General features: G+C 70.4%; 14 protein-coding genes and 1 pseudogene. 10 read left to right on the top strand and 5 right to left on the bottom strand.

Annotation, left to right across the window (positions count from 1 at the left end; translation table 11 throughout):
* Positions 1 to 372: 372 nt before the first annotated feature.
* The 3 genes from ACFQ9Z_RS18700 to ACFQ9Z_RS18690 all read left to right on the top strand — a co-directional run bounded on the left by ACFQ9Z_RS18700 (position 373) and on the right by ACFQ9Z_RS18690 (position 6,774).
* Positions 373 to 3,915 carry a ThuA domain-containing protein gene (locus ACFQ9Z_RS18700; RefSeq protein ID WP_383018403.1) on the top strand — a complete coding sequence of 1,181 codons (3,543 nt, stop codon included), beginning with the start codon at positions 373 to 375 and terminating at the stop codon, positions 3,913 to 3,915.
* A 92-nt stretch (positions 3,916 to 4,007) separates the two neighbouring features.
* Positions 4,008 to 5,315 carry a sugar phosphate isomerase/epimerase family protein gene (locus ACFQ9Z_RS18695; protein ID WP_383018400.1) on the top strand — a complete coding sequence of 436 codons (1,308 nt, stop codon included), beginning with the start codon at positions 4,008 to 4,010 and terminating at the stop codon, positions 5,313 to 5,315.
* Positions 5,316 to 5,595: 280 nt separating this feature from the next.
* Positions 5,596 to 6,774, top strand: a complete 1,179-nt coding sequence (locus tag ACFQ9Z_RS18690; RefSeq protein WP_383018397.1) for an ROK family protein — start codon at positions 5,596 to 5,598, stop codon at positions 6,772 to 6,774.
* Positions 6,775 to 6,864: 90 nt separating this feature from the next.
* Here ACFQ9Z_RS18690 and ACFQ9Z_RS18685 read toward each other — a convergent pair whose 3' ends face one another.
* A complete protein-coding gene (locus tag ACFQ9Z_RS18685) occupies positions 6,865 to 7,773 on the bottom strand; it encodes an alpha/beta hydrolase family protein (protein WP_383018394.1) in 909 nt (302 codons plus the stop codon).
* A gap of 103 nt (positions 7,774 to 7,876) precedes the next feature.
* Between ACFQ9Z_RS18685 and ACFQ9Z_RS18680 the strand changes: the two genes are divergently transcribed.
* On the top strand, positions 7,877 to 8,446 hold the full coding sequence (locus ACFQ9Z_RS18680) for a TetR/AcrR family transcriptional regulator (protein ID WP_383018391.1): 570 nt from the start codon (positions 7,877 to 7,879) through the stop codon (positions 8,444 to 8,446).
* A gap of 591 nt (positions 8,447 to 9,037) precedes the next feature.
* On the opposite strand, the gene ACFQ9Z_RS18675 is transcribed toward ACFQ9Z_RS18680, so the two are convergent.
* Positions 9,038 to 9,526: a CGNR zinc finger domain-containing protein gene (locus tag ACFQ9Z_RS18675; RefSeq protein WP_383018388.1), complete on the bottom strand. Its 489-nt coding sequence runs from the start codon at positions 9,524 to 9,526 to the stop codon at positions 9,038 to 9,040.
* Positions 9,527 to 9,590: 64 nt separating this feature from the next.
* Between ACFQ9Z_RS18675 and ACFQ9Z_RS18670 the strand changes: the two genes are divergently transcribed.
* The 3 genes from ACFQ9Z_RS18670 (at position 9,591) to ACFQ9Z_RS18660 (ending at position 12,140) form a co-directional block, all read left to right on the top strand.
* Positions 9,591 to 10,271 carry a hypothetical protein gene (locus ACFQ9Z_RS18670; RefSeq protein WP_383018385.1) on the top strand — a complete coding sequence of 227 codons (681 nt, stop codon included), beginning with the start codon at positions 9,591 to 9,593 and terminating at the stop codon, positions 10,269 to 10,271.
* A 60-nt stretch (positions 10,272 to 10,331) separates the two neighbouring features.
* Entirely contained in the window at positions 10,332 to 11,000 is a 669-nt protein-coding gene (locus ACFQ9Z_RS18665) for a GNAT family N-acetyltransferase (protein ID WP_383018382.1), read from the top strand.
* Positions 11,001 to 11,240: 240 nt separating this feature from the next.
* Complete coding sequence (locus ACFQ9Z_RS18660; RefSeq protein ID WP_383018379.1) at positions 11,241 to 12,140, top strand: virginiamycin B lyase; 900 nt, start codon at positions 11,241 to 11,243, stop codon at positions 12,138 to 12,140.
* 134 nt (positions 12,141 to 12,274) lie between these two features.
* Here the strand turns inward: ACFQ9Z_RS18660 and ACFQ9Z_RS18655 are convergent, their stop codons facing one another.
* Positions 12,275 to 12,460, bottom strand: coding sequence for a DUF1737 domain-containing protein (locus ACFQ9Z_RS18655; RefSeq protein WP_383018376.1), 186 nt, complete (start codon positions 12,458 to 12,460; stop codon positions 12,275 to 12,277).
* A gap of 46 nt (positions 12,461 to 12,506) precedes the next feature.
* The gene (locus ACFQ9Z_RS18650; protein WP_383018374.1) at positions 12,507 to 13,040 is read right to left on the bottom strand and encodes an HXXEE domain-containing protein; all 534 of its coding nucleotides are present in this window, start codon (positions 13,038 to 13,040) and stop codon (positions 12,507 to 12,509) included.
* A 261-nt stretch (positions 13,041 to 13,301) separates the two neighbouring features.
* Between ACFQ9Z_RS18650 and ACFQ9Z_RS18645 the strand changes: the two genes are divergently transcribed.
* Positions 13,302 to 14,102, top strand: a complete 801-nt coding sequence (locus ACFQ9Z_RS18645; protein WP_383018371.1) for a phosphotransferase — start codon at positions 13,302 to 13,304, stop codon at positions 14,100 to 14,102.
* A gap of 571 nt (positions 14,103 to 14,673) precedes the next feature.
* On the opposite strand, the pseudogene ACFQ9Z_RS18640 reads toward ACFQ9Z_RS18645, so the two are convergent.
* Positions 14,674 to 15,077: pseudogene (locus tag ACFQ9Z_RS18640) on the bottom strand (hypothetical protein); the annotation flags it as partial.
* Between the two features lie 504 nt (positions 15,078 to 15,581).
* On the opposite strand from ACFQ9Z_RS18640, the gene ACFQ9Z_RS18635 reads away from it, so the two are divergent.
* Positions 15,582 to 16,976: a LytTR family transcriptional regulator DNA-binding domain-containing protein gene (locus ACFQ9Z_RS18635; protein ID WP_383018368.1), complete on the top strand. Its 1,395-nt coding sequence runs from the start codon at positions 15,582 to 15,584 to the stop codon at positions 16,974 to 16,976.
* Between the two features lie 88 nt (positions 16,977 to 17,064).
* Positions 17,065 to 19,257, top strand: coding sequence for a catalase/peroxidase HPI (katG, locus tag ACFQ9Z_RS18630; protein ID WP_383018470.1), 2,193 nt, complete (start codon positions 17,065 to 17,067; stop codon positions 19,255 to 19,257).
* The last annotated feature ends 323 nt before the right edge of the window (positions 19,258 to 19,580 follow it).

Below are 19,580 nucleotides of genomic sequence, written 5' to 3'. Positions count from 1 at the left end.
CCGCCGTGGATCGTCGGCTGGGCAGCGATGTTCTTCTCGCTGCCGGCCGACTTTTGTCCAAGTGAGCAGAAGTTCTAGATCTTTGGGTGAAACTTCCGCGCAACGGGCTCTATCTTTGGCGCATTCGCGGCTATACGATCCCGCCAGAACTTGGACCGAGCCAGTCGCCCACCAGCCATCCCGGTGGGCGCTGACGCGCAGCTCGGGCGTAGCAGAACGCACCTGCCGTCACGTCGTCCCCGTCCCGCCGCACCGCTGCGATCCATCACCCGTCCGTCTGGTTCTGAACATTCCGGCGCATACCGCACCCTTCCCGGCCGGGCCGTCTCCGCACGAGGGCCCGTTGGTCTCGCCCAACCCTGAGGAGGTTCCATGCGCGTTGCCCTCCGCCGCCGCCTCACCGTGTTCGGCACGCTGCTCGCACTCGTGGGCAGCATGCTCATCGGCCTGGCGTCGGTGTCCGTCCCCGCCGCTGCGTCCCCACCGGACGCCGCGGCGCAGGAAAGCTCCGGCAATCAGTACAGAGTCCTGGTCTTCACCAAGTCCGCGGACCCGAACCTGGCGGTCACCGACGCCGGCGTGAGCGCCATCAGACAGCTGGGCAACCAGCTGCGTTTCGCGGTGCAAGTCACCGACGACGCACGCAAGTTCGACGGCGAGCACCTCAAGCAGTACCGTGCCGTCGTCTTCCTCAACACCAGCGGCGACGTGCTGACCACCGCTCAGCAGGACGCCTTTGAGGCCTACTACCGTGCGGGCGGCGGCTTCGTCGGCATCGGCTCGGCGATCGAAGCCCAGCCCGACTGGACCTTCCTCTCCAATGCGCTCGGCACCCGTGCTTCCGGCCGGGCCGGAGTGCAGCCAGGCACCATCAAGGTCGCCGACCGCGTCCATGACGCGTCGAAGAACCTGCCGGAGTACTGGACCCACACCGACGACTGGTACAACTTCAAGTCCAATGTGCGGGGTAAGAGCCATGTCCTCGCCACCGTCGTAGAGGACGCCTTCAAGAAGCAGTCGTGGGGCGGAGACCTCACCGGCATCAGCGGCGGCAAGATGGGTTACGACCACCCGGTCACCTGGTGCAAGGACTGGGAGGGCGGCCGCTCCTTCTACACCGCGCTCGGGAACACCGCCGACAGCTTCGGCGAGAAGGACATGCGCTCGCACCTCGGCGGCGCGATCAAGTGGGCGGCCGGCCAGGCCGACCCGGTGTACTCCGACTGCGGCGCGACCGTGCTGTCCAACTACCAGCAGACGGCCGTCGCGACACCGCCGAACCTGAACGAGCCGATCGGCTTCGACGTCCTTCCCGACGGCCGGACCCTCCAGACCGACCGCCGCGGCAGCATCCGGCTGCACGATCCCAAGTCGAACAAGACCACCGTGCTGGCCCAGATCCCCGTCTACACCAACAGCGAAGACGGCATGTACGGGCCGGGCATCGACAACGACTTCGAGACCAACCACTGGGTCTACCTCTACTACGCGCCCCCCACCGTGAAGGACGTGAAGCTGTCGACCGGTGAGGTCGTCACGCAGACGACGCCGACGGCGGACGCGCCGACCACCGGTGCCTCGCCGTCCGTCTGGGACCCCTGGGTCGGGTACTTCCAGCTGTCCCGGTTCAAGTTCGTCGACGCCGACGGGGACACACCGGCGCACCTCGACGTCGGGTCCGAGCAGGAGATCATGCGCGTTCCCGTCAACCGCGGCGCCTGCTGCCACGTAGCGGGCGACATCGACTTCGACAGCCACGACAACCTGTGGCTGACCACCGGCGACGACACCCCCTCCGGCGGCGGCAATTCCGGCGGCTTCTCTCCCTTCAACGACATGAAGACCACGACCGGGCAGTACAACGCCCCGTTCGTCGACGCCCGCCGCTCGGCGCAGAACACCAACGACCTGCGCGGCAAGGTCCTGCGCATCTCGGTCAAGGACGGCGACATCGCCACCGGCGCCCAGAACGAGTTTGGCGGCGCCTACACGGTGCCCTCGGGCAACCTCTTCCCGGTCGGCAAGGAGAAGACCCGCCCGGAGATCTACGCGATGGGCTTCCGCAACCCGTTCCGGATCCAGGTCGACGAGAACGACGTCGCCTACATCACCGACTACTCGCCCGACTCACAGACCCCGCAGAACTTCCGCGGGCCCGCCGGCACCGGCCGGGTCGAGATCGTGCGCAAGCCGGCGAACTACGGCTGGCCGATGTGCGTGCGCCAGGACCTGCCGTACTACCGCTGGAACTTCAACACCTCGACGCCGCTGGACAGCCCCGCGCAGCCGTTCGAGTGCGACAACCCCAACCGCGGACCGCGGAACGACTCCCGGTGGAACCTAGAGGGCGGGCCGTCCGTCGAGCCCGGTCTCGAGTACGCCCCGCCGGTCGCCAACGCCGACATCTGGTACTCGTTCACGCCCGAGAACCGGGCCGACAACCCGATCGGCACGCCGTGCGCCGCGTACTACAACGGCTCCGGCGCCACCACCTGCCCGCGGCTGTTCCCCGAGCTCGGCACCGGCGGAGTGGGCCCGCACGGCGCGGCCAAGTACCACTTCGACCCGGACAGCCCGGACCGGACGAAACTGCCGCCGTACTACGACAACGCCATCTTCACCGGCGAGTTCACCCGGGACACCGTCAAGGAGGTCCGCCTGGACTCCAAGAACCGGGTGTTCAAGATCAACGACGCGCTCGACTGCGCCGGACTCAACGCCCAGCGGGTCCCGGACACGAGCAAGCCGTTCGAGTGCGACAACCCGATGGACCTCCAGTTCGACGGAAAGGGCCACTTCTACCTGCTCGCCTACGGCGACGGCTTCTTCAACAGCAACCCCGACGCCGGCCTGTACCGATGGGACTACGTCAAGGGCCAGCGCGCACCGATCCCGAAGCTCACGGCCACGCCGACGAACGGTCCGGCACCGCTGAACGTCAAGTTCTCCAGCGACGGTTCGCGAGACCCCGACGCTGCCGACTCGATCCGGTTCGAGTGGGACTTCAACGGTGACGGAGTCGTCGACTCCGTCGACCCCGACCCGCAGTACACCTACACGACACCCGGGCAGTACACCGCGAAGCTGACGGTGATCGACTCCAGCGGCAAGTCCGCCTCGGCGAACACGACCGTCACGGTCGGCAACACCGCGCCCGTCGTGAAGGCCAACGCACCGGTCGACGGCGGTCTGTTCTCCTTCGGCGAGGACATCCCCTTCTCGGTGACCGTCACCGACCCGGAGGACGGGACGATCGACTGCAGCCGCGTCGAGGTGACGTTCGTCCTCGGCCACGACACCCACGGTCACGCGGAGCAGTCCGTCCACGGCTGCTCGGGCGTGCTGCAGACCGACCCCGACGACGTCTCCCACGGCGGCAACGTCTTCGGCGTGGTGAGCGCCTCCTACACCGACCGCGGCGGTCCCGGCGGCGTACCGGCGCTGACCACGGTCACCCAGAACCAGGTCCGGCAGAAGCGCCAGGAGGTCGAGTTCGCCCTGGACCAGTCCGGCACCAACGTCGCCACGACCAACGACCCGGCCGGCGGCAGCCAGCACCGCGGCAGCCTCGGCGACGGCGACTACATCGCCCTGAACGGGCCGTTCGACCTGCACAGCATCGACGCGCTGACGTTCCGGGTGGCGAGCACCTCGACGCAGGTGCCCGCGGGCAGCCCGATGGCCGCCGTGGAGGTCCACCTCGACTCGGCCGGCGGGCCGGTCCTCACCACGGCGAACCTCACCTCGACCGGTGACACGGGAACCTGGCGGAGCCAGAAGTTCCCGGTCACCGACCCGGGCGGCAAACACAAGATCTACCTCGTGTTCCGGTCGGTCACCGGCGGCCAGACCGGCGCCAACCTCTTCAACCTCAACTGGGCCGAGTTCGGCGGACAAGGAGTGAGCGCTCCCTAGCACGACCCGGTGGCGGGGGCGCCGCACACTCACCGCGGCGCCCCCGGCCCCGGCACTGATCAGGTACAGCCACGTCGAAAAGAGGCACCACCATGGGCTTCAACAGCAACCTCAACCGGCGCCGCTTCATGGTCGGCGCGGGCGCGGCGGTGGCCGCGGCGCTCAGCCCGATCGGCCCGGCGTCCGTGTTCACCCCGGCCCGGGCGAGCGCCGCCAACGGCAGACTCATCCCCGCCGGCAAGCTGGGCACCATCACCTACAGCCAGCGCGACGTGCCCACCCGGGTCGGCATCGCGGCGAGCAGAGCGCTCGGAGTCGCCCCCACCATGGGCTACCTCGGCGGCCCCGACTTCCCGAAGGACCCCACCGACCTCGGCCCGCTCGTACCGCTGCCCGGCGGCTGGGCGGAACTGTTCGAGTTCCTCGCGAAGTGCGGCTTCAAGCAGATCGAGTTCGCCGGCTACGGCCAGAACGCCGCGAACCCCGGCGGCGACGTGCCCAACCCGGCGCCCGGCGGCGTCACCACGCCGCAGTCCCGGGCGGCGTACCTGGCGTACGCGCGCACCCTGCGCGGCTTCCTCGACGCCTACGGCCTGGAGACGATCGGCAACCACGGCTTCATCCCCAGCACCTGGTACGGCCCGAACAGCGCCGGCGGCACCATGGCCGCGCAGGACTACGAACGGCTGCAGACCGAGCTGGAGTTCGCGGCGATACTCGGCATGCCGTTCATGGGCACCGGCAATGACCCAACGAGCTCGGGCAACCGCAACATCGAGCCGTGGACCGTCGCCGGTGAGAAGTGGGAGGCCCTGAACACCATCAGCCAGAAGTCGGGCATCCACCTCTACACCCACAACCATTCCCCGGCCTACAACTTCCTGCAGGACGGACCGATGGTCACCGTCACCCAGGACCGGGTGACCGGCAAGCCGATCGCGCCCACCCAGGTACGAGGCGAGTCGGGCAAACGCCTCATGCAGCACTACCTCGACGTCACCGACCCGGCCCTGTGCGTCATCGAGATGGACGTCTACTGGGCGCACGTCGCCCAGCACCAGTGGCGGTGGCGCTACGACTGGGAGGGCAACCGCGTCGAGGACGTCTTCGACCCGGCCGCCCAGGTCGCCAAGCAGCCCCAGCGCTACCAGCTCTTCCACGCCAAGGACGGCGACGCCACCGGCGAGGCGCCCGGCGTCGGCAACGGCTACAACTTCATTCCGTTCGGCGACCCCCGCAGCGACATCGACTACACCACCTTCTACCGGGGCGTCGGCGCCAAGGGGCACTACAACGCGAACTACGAGCAGGACAACGCCCCGGGCGGCTCCTCGGACCCGGGCCAGTCCCTGCGCTTCTCCAGGATCAGCGCGGCCGGCATGGCGGCACTGCGCGGCTGACACCGGTCGGCGCTCCATCCCGCTCACGCCGCGGCGGCCACCCACCCGGTGGCCGTCGCGGCGGCTCGGGACGCCTGGCGACGAACCCTGTCCCGAGCCCGGGTGTCCCGCATCGCCCCGAGCATCCTCAAGCCATCCCGCCACCAGGACGTACAACCAGCCAGAAGGCGACCCGGCGCCGGTGACGCGACGGGAAGGTATGGAGCGCTCCTGACCGGAGTCACTATCGTGAGGACCGCGGCGCGGCATGCGCTGATATGGACGCCTCAGAGGGGACCCCGTGCGAAGCCCACAACCGCTGCACGCCGAGCTGCTGCGGCTGCTGCGCGACGAAGGCGCGTTGTCACGTGCCGAGCTGGGCGACCGACTCGAGGTGTCGCGACGGCGGCTGCTCGCCGAACTGGAGCGTCTGATCGCGGCGGGCTACGCCGCCGAAGCAGGGGCGGCCGCCTCCCGGGGCGGCCGCCGCTCCACACTCGTCGAGCTGAACCCCGGTCTGCGCTTCGCCTCCATCGACCTCGGCGTCACCTCGATCGACGTCGCGGTGACCAACGGCCGGCTGGAGCAGGTCGCGGCGTACCAGGAGTCCGCCGACCTCCGCTCCGGGCCGAAGGCGATCCTCCGCCGGGCCGACGAGTTGCTCGCCAAAGCCCGCGCCGAGGGGGCCTACGAGCGGCTCACCGCGGTCGGCATCGGGGTGCCCGGTCCCGTGAGCTTCCGTGACGGTGTACCGGTCTCGCCGCCGATCATGCCCGGCTGGGACCGCTTCCCCGTGCGCGAGTACCTCACCCGTGAACACGGCTGCCCGGCTGTCGTCGACAACGACGCGAACATCATGGCGGTGGGGGAGCGGCAGAGCGGCGCAGCGCGCTCGGTCGACGACTTCCTGTTCGTCAAGATCGGGACCGGGGTCGGGTGCGGCATCTACCAGGACGGCAACGTCTACCGCGGGACCGACGGCTGCGCCGGCGACATCGGGCACATCCAGCTCGACGCGCAGGGGCCAGTGTGTTCCTGCGGCAACGTCGGCTGCGTCGAGGCGCTGTTCAGCGGCGCCGCACTCGCCCGCCAGGCGACCGCGGCCGCCTCCTCGCATCGGTCCCCGGCACTCGCCGAACGGCTGGCCGCCTCCGGCACGGTCACCGCGAAGGACGTGGCCGAGGGCGCGTCCGAGGGGGACGCGGCGTGCATCCAGCTCATCCGCGACGGTGGGCGCCACGTCGGCGGCGTGCTCGCCGGTCTGGTCAGCTTCGCCAACCCCTCCATGATCGTGATCGGCGGCGGGCTCGCGCAGCTCGGCCACATCCTCCTCGCCGAGATCCGCAGCGTCGTCTACCACCGGTCACTGCCGCTCGCGACGAGGAACCTGCCCGTCGTGCTGTCCGAGCTGGGGCCGCGCGCCGGCGTGACCGGCGCCGCGGTGCTGGCCAGCGACCTCGCCTTCGAGCAAGCGTCATGACGGCACCCGGCGGACTGCGGCCGCCGGGCGGACCTGGGCTTTCTTCTGCTCGACCGTTCGGCGCCGGGCCCCCGGACCGTCCGACCGGGCTCACTTGCCGGTGATGCTCCACGTACCGTCGCGGTCCTCGGCCGTGCTTACGAGGCGGGTCCACCCGGCGTCGTCGAGGCCGAGGGCCGCGCGGAGGTAGGCGGAGATCGCGTCGGCGAGGAGGGCGACGCGGGCGGGGTCATCGTCGGTGGTCTCGGCCACCCTCTCGCCGGCGATGCCGCCCATGGTGTGCTCGGCCTCGGCGATGGTGAGCAGGCTCTTGGGAGCCGGGCTGAGGTGGTAGGCGTCGGTGAACCACTCCGGCCCCCGGGTGGAGAGCTGCGACTGGTCCTTGCCGCCCGCGACGACCAGGGCCGGGGTGGCCATGGTGGAGAAGTCCGGCTTCATGAACGGAAGGTTCTCGGCGGCGAACGGGGTGAGGGTGTCGCCGGTTCCGGCCGCGGCGATCAGGGCGCCGGCCGACACCGCGGGGTGGGAGAAGTCCTCGCCGGGAACGCCGTCGGCGTCGAGTACGCGGGCACCGAGAACGGCGCCCGCGGTCTGGGCGCCCCAGGAGTGGCCGACCACGGCGATGCGCTCACGGTCGACGCGGGTCTCCAGACCGGCCTGGGCCAGGATGTCGCCGAGGTTGTCCAGGATCGCGTGCAGATCGGCTATCCGCACGCGCCAGATGGTGGCGAAGCGCGGGTCGTCCCAGCCGATGGCGTTGCGGCGGGAGTCCAGGTGGGTGGGCTGCACCACGACGAATCCGGCGGCGGCCCACCGGTCGACGAGGGGCTCGTACCCGTCCAGGGACCACCCGTTGCCGTGGGAGAAGACGATCAGGGGCAGGGCCTGGCCCGACGGGGGAGCGGTGACCTTCACCGGCAGGTCGATGCCGCGGCCAGGTGCGGGAACGACGATGGGCTTGACCGAGACGATCTGCGGACCGAGGAGGCGGGAAGACATGGCAGACCTGTGCTTTCTCTGCGAAGCGGCTCTGCCATACTTTGGCGGAGCAATGTTCCGCCAACCTAGCGGAACATTGTTCCGCGAGTAAAGGGAGGCATCCGTGGCGGAGTCGGTCGGGGTACGCCAAGCACAGGCGCAGCGCACCCGCAGCGGCGTACTTGAGGCCGCCGCGGCGGTCTTCGTCGAGCAGGGCGTCCAGGCGCCCGTCCGTGACATCGCCGAACGCGCCGGCGTCGGTGTCGGCACGGTCTACCGGAACTTCCCGACCCGCGCGGACCTCGTCACCGCCCTCTACCGGCACCAGATCGACGCCTGCGCCGCTCTCGCACCCCGGCTCCTCGAGGAGTCCGCCTCGCCGTTCACCGCGCTGACCCTGTGGACGGACGCGTTCGTGGACTTCCTCGTGACCAAGCACGGCCTCGGCGCGGCGCTGGGGTCCGGCGATCCAGGGCTGGAGAACCTCCACGCCCTCATGCTCGACACCCTGGTCCCGGCCTGCGCGACGCTGCTGGAGGCCTGCGCCGCCGCCGACGAACTCCGCCCAGACGTCGCCGCGTACACGCTCATGCGTGCCGTCGGAAACCTCTGCATCACCGGCCCCGACTACGACCAGGCCGACGCCAAGCGCATGGTCGCCCTCCTCCTCACCGGATGTCGCAGCACGGCATGACGACGGGGGCGGCGCCCGCGCCACCCGCACCCGCCATGCCGATCTCCGCTCTCAGTGGGGTCGGGCGCTTGGGTCGGTGATCCGATACCCACGCCGGGTGTGGTGGCGATGACCGGGGGTGTGCAGAGTTTGCGGCGCAGGCGGCTGGTGGTCACCGTGGTCCGGGACGCGGCGAGTGTCACTGGGATCGTGCTCAGGCTGTTCCGCGTCTTCCCGGTCGTCACCCGGGTGGTCAACGGCCCGGAGTGGCAGCGTCGTCTCCAGAAGATCCCACCCGCGCCTGCCGCGCTCGCGATCCAAGCCACCGTCCATCTGGATCCAAGCCACCGTCCATCTGCACGGGTTGCCCATAGGCCCATGGGCCGGCATGGGCGTGCTCGCGACGTGGGCCGCCGCCGCGCTGCTGGTCGGCAGCCTGCTGCTGCACAGGCGCGACGCATAGTTCGGCCGAGCCGTCCGCCGGCACGGTGGTTTTGGGCCCCGACGACTGCCCGCCGGCAGGTGATGGCGCGCAGTCGAGGGTGAGAACGCGCTCTGAACCCGCTGTGCTGCCCGGCTGCGTCGGCCTGATCGGCTCAACAACGGATTCTGCTAGGACTTCTTCGCCGTGCGGGCCCGATGGGCTGCGACCGTCGTCCGGCTCGCGCACGCGTTGGAGCAGAACCTGCGCGTCCGGTTCCGTGACTGGTCCACGAAGTAGTTCCTGCACCCGGTCGCCGCGCACCGCCCCAGCGTCACCGCCGGGTCCCCGGCCACGACCAGGGCGAGTTTGGCGGCGATCAGCTGGCCGACCCAGCGCTTGGCCGGTGTGCCGTTTCGGCTGAAGTGGATGTGCCAGCCGCCGCCGTCATGGTCGGACAGGTGCATGTCCGGTGGGTAATCGCGCAGCAGGCGGTGCACGGCTTCGGGGGAGGCGCCGTCGACCCACTGTGCCAGGGCCGTGCGCACGATGTCCGGCAGCTCGCCGTAGTCACCGTCCGGCGGCGGAGTGACATCGTGCTCTGCGAAGAACGCGGCGACCAGTTCGCCGCACTGGTCGAGGGTCCCCGTATTGGCCAGCTCGACGGCCAACCGCGTCACGTTTCCAATGTAGTCACCGTATTGCACTTGACCACCTACATCGCCGCTACCTACTGTAGGTGTCATGATAGCTGATAACGCCTACGTGGCCCGCCGCCTGCAGATGTCGGGGGAGTGGGACGCCGCGCTCGCCGCCCTGGGCCCGGACGTCGAGCCCGAGCTGCGTGCGGAGATCGCCGTCGACCGCTGGTTCTTCCAGATGGAGGGTCACGAGGAGGCCGAGAAGGCGGTCGCGGCGCTCGATCCCGCATCACCGATCGCGCACCTGCTCACAGCGCGACTGGCCTACAGCCGCCTGCTGTTCCAGCGCGACCCCCGCACGGACGACCGCGCCGTGGCTGAGGCGGGCTACCGCGCGGCGGTCGAGACGGGAGACGAGAAGCAGCGCGCCTGGGCCGAGTACCACTGGGCCGTCCTGCTGGACAACATCGACGAGGACCCGGCCGGGGCCCTCCCCCTCTACGAGACGGCTCTCGAGGTCGCGACGAAGTACGGCGACGGCTATTTCGAGTCCTACATCATCCGGCACCTCGCACCGCACAAGGAGCCCGCCGAGCGGATGTCGATGCTGCGCCGCTCACTCCACCTGCGCGCCGCACTCGGCGCCCGACCCCAGGCAATCGCCGCGCAGGCACTCCTCGCCGAAAACCTCCCCGCAGGCGACCCCGAGCGCGCCGAGCTCACGCGGACGTTCCGCCCGGGTGCGGAAGAACTGCGCATCGGCTGGCTCCGGCCCGAGGACTGATCCGCCGAGCGCCCCGCGCTGAGCGAGGTACGGCAGGGCCGCCCCCGAGACAGAGTGATGATGGCCGATGACGAGGTTCAAGAGGTAGCGATGCGGTTCACAGACGTGGAGCTGGGCTTTGGCGATCTGCGGCTCCGTACCCTGGTCTCGACCGACGCCGCCTTGCTCGTCGAGGCCACGAGCGGGGAGCCGGGACGGTCCTTGTGGGGCGCTCATCCGGTCGGTCCGTACTCGCTGCGTGACGCGCAAGTGGCGCTGGCCGCCTGGGACCCCGCCACGGCAGGTCAGTTCTCCCTGGGCATCCTGCGGGGCCGACGGCTTCTCGGCGCGGTCGGGCTGATACCGGAGCGCCCGGGGAGCACCGAGCTGGCGTACTGGGTGCGTCCGGAAGCGCGCGGCAGAGGAATCGCCTCCCGTGCTGTGATCGCCGTGACGCTGTGGATCCACGACGAACTCGCCGCTCCCCGGGTCTGGTTGGAGATCGAACCCGGCAATGAGCCCTCGCTACGGCTCGCCCAGCGCGTCGGCTACCGGTTCGAACAACGCCTCTCACGGCACTGCCGCCAATGGACGCACCAGGACGCCGAACGCGATTCCTGGCACGACTGCCTCATCTGGGTTCACACCAACGACCGGAAGCACAACCCTTTGAGCGGCGCGCTCCAACAGGATGTCACTGCTGAGCGAGAAGGCTCCCCGGTGTCTGAGCCGGGACTTCGGGACCAGTAGGCGGAGCTACGACAGAGGGCCAAGAGACGGCCAGAGGTGAGCGAGCGGCGCCGAGGAGGCGGTATCCGTGGCTCCGACGGCCCTTGGTCGCCACGCCCGGGCAGCCCGGCCCCGAGCCGATCCCCGCCCTGCCGGCCGCCTTGCTGCCGCAGGGCTGGAATTTTCAGGAGCGTGGGCGCAGTGGTCACGGATAGCATCCGCATTCGCACTTCCACCGTTCGCCGATCAAGGAATCCGCCGATGCCGAGTCGTCCGTCCGTTGCGATCGAAGAGTTCTCCGTCTCCGACCGTGCGGCCGGACCCTACGGAATCACGGCCGGACCGGACGGCGCACTGTGGTTCACCGTGGTCCACCACGGACGGATCGGCCGCATCACACCCGCCGGTGACGTCACCTCCTACCAGCTCGAACCGGCCTCCAGCGGACCGTCGATCATCACGGCAGGGCCCGACGACGCGCTGTGGTTCACCGAGTTCCGCAGCCACCGGATCGCCCGCATCACCACGAGCGGGGACATCACATCGTTCCCGCTGCCGACGCCGGACGCCGGGCCGTTCGGCATCACCGCGGGCCCCGATGAGGCACTGTGGTTCACCGAGGCCAACGCCGACCGCATCGGCCGCATCACGCCCGACGGGCAGGTCACCGAGTTCCCTCTCCCGCTTTCGGGCGCCTTCCCGTCAGCCATCGCCGCCGGCGCGGACGACCGGCTGTGGTTCACGATGAACCAGGCGAACGCGATCGGCGCCATCGGACGCGACGGGGACGTCACCGTCCACCCGTTGCCCACACCGGCCGGCGCACCGGTCGGCATCACGGCCGGCGCCGACGGCGCCATGTGGTTCGTCGAGATCGGCGCCGGTCAGGTCGGACGGATCACGCCGGAGGGGAAGGTCGACGAATTCGCCCTGCCCGACCGTGCGTCACGCCCGCACGCCATCGCTACCGACGCTGACGGAAACTGCTGGTTCACCGAATGGGGAGCCAACCGCATCGGCCGGATCACACCCGACGGCCGTATCGACGAGCACGACCTTCCCAGCCCGGCCTCGGAACCCCACGGCATAGCCCAGGGGCCGGACGGCGCGATGTGGACCGCTCTGGAGATCGGAACGATCGCACGCCTCACCACAACCTGAGACGGAGTTCCGGCAGGGACGGCAGCTCGGCACGCTGGACGGCCCGGACACGCCACCCGAACGGCTGAAGAGGAAACGAGCCCGCTTCGCTCACCGGAGCCACCCGGGCACCGTGTACCAGCACATCGGCCGTGCTACGACTGTGCCGGCCACACCACCGCCTGGGCGACGATGACCCTCTCACCGTTGAACGCGACCGCAGGGCCTCCGTGCAGCTCGTAGCCAAGAGCCATCGCTTCGCTCACACGATGGCAGAACGCGGCGTCGTCCGGGCCGGTCAGGACTCGGTACACAGGCAATCCGTCTGGTGGTGCACTCATGAGGAAAAAGATCGCACACCAGCGGGCACCGGTGCGGCCGCCGGGGTCAGCGGAGGTGTCCGAGGCGGCGGGACACGGCGTGGGTGGCTGCCGTCGCGGCCGTCGCGAAGGTCAGACCGAGAACCAGGTCGCGCGGACGGGTGGGGCGCAGCACGCCGGCGCGCCGCAGGCGGGTCCGGGCCCACAGGGTGAAGGGGATGACCACGAGCGGGCTGGTCACCGAGCCAGGGGTGTAGCCGCGGAGCACGGCTGCCTGCGCCAGGTGGACCACTCCGTGCAGGCCGAAGGCGTCTAGGGCGGTCTGGTACACGGCGGAACGGCCGCCGGTGCGGTGCCCGTCGGCCGCGGCCGACGCGACCACGACGGCCATCGCGGCGACGGCCGTCGTGAACTCGCGGGCGTCCACCGACCCCAGTCGGCGCCACACGGTCTCCGGCACCCGTGGGAACCTCTCGCGCAGCTCCGGGAGCCGTGTGCGCACCCAGCGGGGCACCGTGGCCAGTTCCTCTGTGTCGTGCACGGCCCAGGCGGCCAGCAGCCCGAGGGTGACCGACGTGTCCACCACTGTCTCTCTCTTCACGAACACACAGTCTGCCAACCGGAGTTGTGTGACGTGGGCGGGGGCCGGACGCCTGGCGCACCAGGGTGTGTCATGGGCGACCGTAGGCCAGACGGCCAGACGGCCAGACGGCCAGACGGCCAGGCGGCCAGACGGCCAGGCGGGCCGCCAGGCGCAGAGCCAGATGACAAGTCCGGTCCTGCTTCGGCGCCTTGGGCGCTTGCCCGCGCCGCGTTCGCGGCCCGGCCTGCGCGGGGCCGCGCCGGCGGTAACGTACTCGTCATGACGGCTGAGGGCGAGGCGCTGGTCGGCGGGATGCTGAACACGGGGGCGGTCTTCCGCCGGGGTGCGTTGGTCGAGCGCCCGGCGCCACGCAACGCGCGCGCTCTGCATGCCTGTCTCCTTGCGCTGAAGGAGCACGGCTTCGACGCGGCGCCTGCCCCCGTCGGCCTCACCGCGGACGGCCGGGAGCAACTGACCTTCATCCCCGGCGACGTGGCCCTGCCGCCGTTCCCGGACTGGGCGATGACGAAGACAGCTCTGGCCTCGGTGGGGAGTCTGCTGCGGCGCATGCACGAGGCCGGCCGGGCCGTCGCGGTGGACACCCGCGCCGAATGGCCCGGGGACCTGGCCGACCCGGAGGGGGGAACGATGCTGTGCCACAACGACGTGTGCCCGGAGAACGTCGTCTTCCGCGACGGCCGCGCTGCCGCCCTGATCGATTTCGACATGGCGGCCCCGGGCCGCCCCCTGTGGGACGTCGCCATGACCGCCCGCTACTGGGTGCCCATGCTCGATCCCGCATCCGCGGCCGCTCACTACCCCGCCGGGTCGGACGTGCCCGCACGGCTGCGGATCCTTGCCGACGGCTACGGCCTCTCGCCGCGGGACCGCGCCGACTTGCCGTGCGTCATCGAGCAGGCCACGGAGGTCTGCCGGGCCTTCGTCGCGCGCCGCGTCGCCGACGGCGACCCCGTCTATCTCCAGGCGCTGGCCGAACGGGGCGGATGGGAACGCTGGGACCGTATGCGGACATGGCTGGTGGACCACCGCCATACGTTCACGGCTGCCCTGCTGAGCTGAGCTGACCGGACCGCACGATCGAGGACGAACTCACGGGCCGTTCACGTCCTGCTCTCTCAAGATCCGTCCCATGTCCCCAGACGCCTGAGCCGGCGTTGGCGGAGCCGCTCCGAGACGGCCGTGAGGCCGAAGACAAGCCCCATGAGCAGCCCGGACACCACAGCGAACAGGGGATCGTCCGGTTCCTCCGCACGCGACAGCGCCAAGACGAAGAGAGTGACGGGCACTGCGACGCAGATGCCGGTGCCGATCGGGCGTCGGGGCACCCATTTCTGGATCCGTGTCGGACGCCGCTGCCCACCCAGGGCCCGGTCCAGAGCCCGGAACCCGTCCGCCAGAGACCGCCGCCAGTTCGCCATGGCGGGAGGATGTGCGGCCCTTGGAGCGCATGGGCTGGTGCGCGGCCCGTCCCTCGGGGCAAATCGGTACTGTCTCGTGCAAGGTGGGCCGCTGGGTGATGTCCTTGTGGCGGGGCGGCCCGGCGGCAGGCGGGTGGAGCGGCCGCCGGCCGGGTCATCGGTGCTGGAGAGTGACACGATGCAGCCGGCACAGGCCTCCGCCGCCCAGTTCGGGCGGCGGTCCAGTCGCGTAGCCGGCGGGCGATCCGGGCGACGCCGAGCGTTCCACCGGCCGCGTCGCGTACGAGGGCGACGGCCCCCTTGGCGGGTACTCGAGCGCGGGCATGTTCAACATCTGGTAGGCCTCGGTCGTGTGCCAGGCGAAGGCTTCGTTCGAGTGTTCCAGGCACGGCGGCCGCGCCAGGGTCTGCGGCAGCCCGGCAGCCCGGCAGCCCGGCAGCGCGGCGGCCTCGAGGTAGAGGGATCCGTAGACGTCCCCCTCCGGGGCCCTGGCGTCGACCCGGGCGACGGCTGCGTAGAGCGGCCCGTAGCCGTCGACCTGCGGATCCCCGTCGAGCAGCTCGGCGGCATGCAGCAGGAACGAGACAGCGAGTGGGTGGGGCTCGGGCTGGGTCACGTCGCGTGGCCCCGATCCCGCTGCTCCAGTTCCGCAGGGCTTCCCGCTCGCTCGCCCGATGCTCGGCGTCGGCGTCGACGCTGCTGGGCTCGGCCGCGAACGCTGCGCCGCTGCGGGCCATGGACGCCCTGAAGCCCTCGATCACAGACGCCTGCCGTGGCCGGCTGCGTCGTCGAACGGCTGATGGCCGATCTCGGCATCGAGTACCGACACACCGGATCGACTGGTTGCCGCGGGTCGCGCACGTCCATTCGCCGGCGGGCTGTCCGCGCTGCCCGTGGTCGGCCAGGCTCCCGCGTCGAACCCGGCCGAGGGATGTGCGCAGCCCGGCGACGGTACCTAGTCTGGGAAGTGCAGGCCTGTGAGACGGCCTGTGACGAGTGACGAAGCAGGAGGACGCGCGAGGCGGAGGGCCGTCCGCCGTAGGTCCGGCCGCGACGAGCGAACCGCGCAAGTCTCGCGTGCCGTCCTGCGCTGGGGAAGGACCAAGGGCGGTTCTGAACCATGAGCGATCTGCATCGGCTCGAGCCCGCCTCGGCGAACCTGGACGGCGGCGCTGTGCTGGCGGCATGGGAACGGTTCGTGCAGGGCGAGGATCAGGTCCCGGACGTCCGGCCCCTGGTGGCGATCTCCTGGCATCGCTGCCGAGAGCAGTACAGGGTCGACCCTCACCTCGCACAGGCCCCGGTGGCCGTCGCCGAGCCGGACCACACGCCCGAGCACGGTGTGGTCTTCGCCGAGCTGGGTTTCCGTGCCGCCTCGGTGGCCCATGAAGTGGGCAACGCCGGTGGCGTCGTCACCGTCACCGATGCCACCGGCCGGATCCTGGCCGAGTGGGGTGACCAAGCGACGCTGGCCAGAGCCGGTGACCGCAATCTGGCGCCCTGGTTCTGCTGGTCGGAGTGCGCGGTCGGCACCAACGGCATGGGCACGGCGCTCGAGGCGCACGGCCCGGTGCTGATCAGGGGTGCGGAGCACTGGTGCCAGGTGCTCCACGACTGGGTCTGTGCGGGCATCGCGGTGCGTGACGTGGTCACCAGAGAACCGATCGCGGTCCTGACCGTCTGCCGCTGGCGCAGCCGGCTTCCCGCGTCCACGGAGAGCTGGCTGGCGAACGCGGCCACCATGACCCAATGCCCGCTCAAAAGGCGCGCCCGGGACAGCGGTGCCGAGTTGGTCGCGGCCTACGCCCAGACCAGGGCGCACTCCGGTGCGGCACTCGCCGTAGTGGACACCGCGGGCAAGGTGGTGATCGCCGACGACATGGCGAGCGTGCTCCTGGGCGTTCCCGCGTGCACCCCGGCGGTCGACCCGACGCTGCGATGGAACCCCGGGCTGCCCGAGCTGATCACCGCGGCCCGGTATGCCACAAGACAGGCGGCCCACAATCCCGACTGGGTCGGCTCGACGCAGATCTTCGCCCACCTCGCCGACGAGCCGACCTCGATCAGCATCCGACCCGTCTTCTCGTCCGGCCGCCTGATCGGCCACCTGGTCTTCTTCGGCTCCTCCGACGGGGCGCGGCTGCCCCAGGCGGAGGGGGCCGCGCACCTTCGGGCGCAACCGCGCCGGCTGGTCGCGATGCGGGACAACCGGCTGGTGCTGTTGCGGCTGCAGGAGGTGTCCGTCGCCGAGTCGCAGGCGAACGACGTATGGCTGTCCACCGATCAGGGGCGACTGCGAGCCGCCTCCGTGAGTCTGGACAAGCTCGAAGGCGAGCTGGCGGACGTAGGCTTCCTGCGGGTGCACCGCCGGTATGTGGTCAATCTCAGCCGCATCAGGGAGATAGATCGCGGGATCAAGGGCGAACTGTCCCTGGTCATGGACGAGCGGGCGAACGAGACGGTGCCGGTCTCCCGGCGGCACGCGGCGGCGGTGCGTCGCGCGCTGGACATCTGAGTGCCCCGGCACGACCTGCGTTCCCGGAAGGAGGGGTCCCGTGTCTGACAGTCCGGACGCCGATGCCGGCGTGAAGAACGTCGGCGGCGTGGACGGCCTCGGCCTCTCCGTCCCGGCCGGGCAGCGCGGTCGCGCGACGAGGGGCGCGAGCAACCGCGACTGGTGGCCGGACCGGCTCGACCTGGGGATACTCAAGAGCCGTCCCGCCGAGGCCGATCCCATGGGCGACGACTACGACTATGCCGCGGAGTTCCGGACGCTCGACCTCGACGCCTTGGCGCGGGACGTCGACGAGACGCTCACGACCTCGCAGGAGTGGTGGCCGGCCGACTTCGGTCACTACGGGCCGCTGGTGATCCGGATGGTGTGGCACAGCGCGGGTACGTACCGCGTCGCCGACGGGCGTGGCGGCGCGGGAGACGGCATGCAGCGGTTCGCGCCGCTGAACAGCTGGCCGGACAACCGCAACCTCGACAAGGCGCGCCGGCTGCTCTGGCCGGTGAAGAAGAAGTACGGCCGCAAGATCTCCTGGGCCGATCTGATGGTCTTCGCGGGCAACCGAGCCCTGGAGACGATGGGCCTCACCACCTTCGGCTTCGCCGGCGGCCGGGCGGACGTCTGGGGGCCCGACGAGGACGTCTACTGGGGTCCCGAGCACGCCTGGCTCGGCGACGAACGCCACGGCGGCGTCCGGGAGCTGGAGAGCCCCCTGGCCGCCGACCAGATGGGCCTCATATACGTCAACCCCGAAGGGCCGAACACCGTCCCGGACCCGCTGACCTCGGCCCGGGACATCCGTGACACGTTCCGGCGCATGGGGATGGACGACGAGGAGACCGTCGCGCTGATCGCGGGAGGCCACACGTTCGGCAAGACCCACGGCGCGGCCGACCCGGCCGCCCACCTCGGCCCCGAACCGGAGGGCGCCCCCCTTGAGCAGCAGGGACTGGGCTGGAAGAGCAGCTACCGCACCGGAAAGGGCGCGGACGCCATCTCCAGCGGGCTCGAGGGTACGTGGACACCCACCCCGACGAAATGGGACAACAGCTACTTCGAGACCCTGTTCGGCTACGAGTGGGACCTGGAGCTGAGCCCCGCCGGTCTGTGGCAGTGGACCACGAGGGACGGCGGCGGGTCCGGCACCGTGCCGGACCCCCACGATCCGACGAAGACACACGCGCCGACGATTCTGACGACCGACCTCGCGCTGCGGACGGACCCTGTCTACGAGCCGATCTCGCGCCGCTTCCTGGAGAACCCGGATCAGCTGGCGGATGCCTTCGCCCGGGTCTGGTTCAAGCTGACGCACCTCGACATGGGGCCGATCCAGCGCTACCTCGGACCGCTGGTTCCCCAGGAGAGGCTGCTCTGGCAGGACCCGGTCCCCGCCGTGGACCATCCGCTCGTCGGGGCGGCGGACATCGCCGCGCTCAAGAGCCAGGTCCTCGCCTCCGGGCTGTCCGTCCCACAGCTCGTCTCGACCGCGTGGGCGTCGGCCTCGACGTTCCGCGTCAGTGACAGGCGCGGCGGGGCGAACGGCGCGCGCATCCGCCTGGAGCCGCAGCGAGGCTGGGAGGTCAACGATCCCGACACGCTGGCCCAGGTGCTGCCCACCCTTGAGGGGATCCAGGAGTCCTTCAACCACTCGCGGACCGGGGACGAGAAGATCTCGCTGGCCGACCTCATCGTGCTCGGCGGAGCCGCCGCCGTGGAGCAAGCCGCCGGGAACGCCGGCCACGACGTACAGGTCCCCTTCAGTCCCGGACGCACGGACGCCGGGCAGGAGTGGACCGATGTGGAGTCCTTCGCCCCTCTCGAGCCGACCGCGGACGGATTCCGCAACTACCGCGGCAAGGGCAGCCGGTCGGCGCCGGAGCACCTGCTGGTCGACCGGGCGAACCTGCTGGGCCTGAGCGCGCCCGAGATGACCGTCCTCGTGGGTGGCCTGCGGGTGCTGGGCGCCAACCACCAGCAGTCGCCGCTGGGAGTCCTCACCTCGGCGCCCGGATCGCTGACCAACGACTTCTTCGTGAATCTGCTCGACACGGGCACGGAGTGGAAGCCGACGTCCGCGGCCGCGGAAACCTTCGAGGGGCGCGACCGCGCCACCGGCGAGGTCCGGTGGACCGGTAGCCGCGTCGATCTCGTCTTCGGCTCGAACTCCGAGCTGCGCGCCGTCGCGGAGGTCTACGCGAGCGACGACGCGCGGGAGAGGTTCGTGCGTGACTTCGTCGCCGCGTGGGCCAAGGTCATGGACCTCGACCGGTACGACCTCGTCTGATCGGCGTGCCGCGGTCGGGCCCGGCCGCGCTGAACGGTGGCACATCGGGTGCGAACGGCAGACGGTCGCGGGCGAACGGTATGGTCCCGCCCGAATCAGGGCTCGCCTTGTCGGTGTGATCCGTCCGGCGTAGCGTGATTCGCGACCACCGATATCGCGCCCTTTCCGGTGTCGTCCATTCGGTGCGGTGTGCTCCTTGGGTATCGATTGCAGTCGCGCCTCGGGTGACGCCGAAAGGGGAATTCCGAGGTGTGTGCAAAAGGCTGCCGTGTGCCGACGTCGGTGCGGCCGATGCGAAGTGGCCACGGAATTGGGATGAGGGG

Source organism: Streptomyces sp. NPDC056580 (genome assembly GCF_042793175.1).
In the GTDB taxonomy this organism is placed as follows: domain Bacteria; phylum Actinomycetota; class Actinomycetes; order Streptomycetales; family Streptomycetaceae; genus Streptomyces.
The sequence above is the reverse complement of the archived record's forward strand: the minus strand, read 5'-3'. Positions and strand labels throughout refer to the sequence as shown.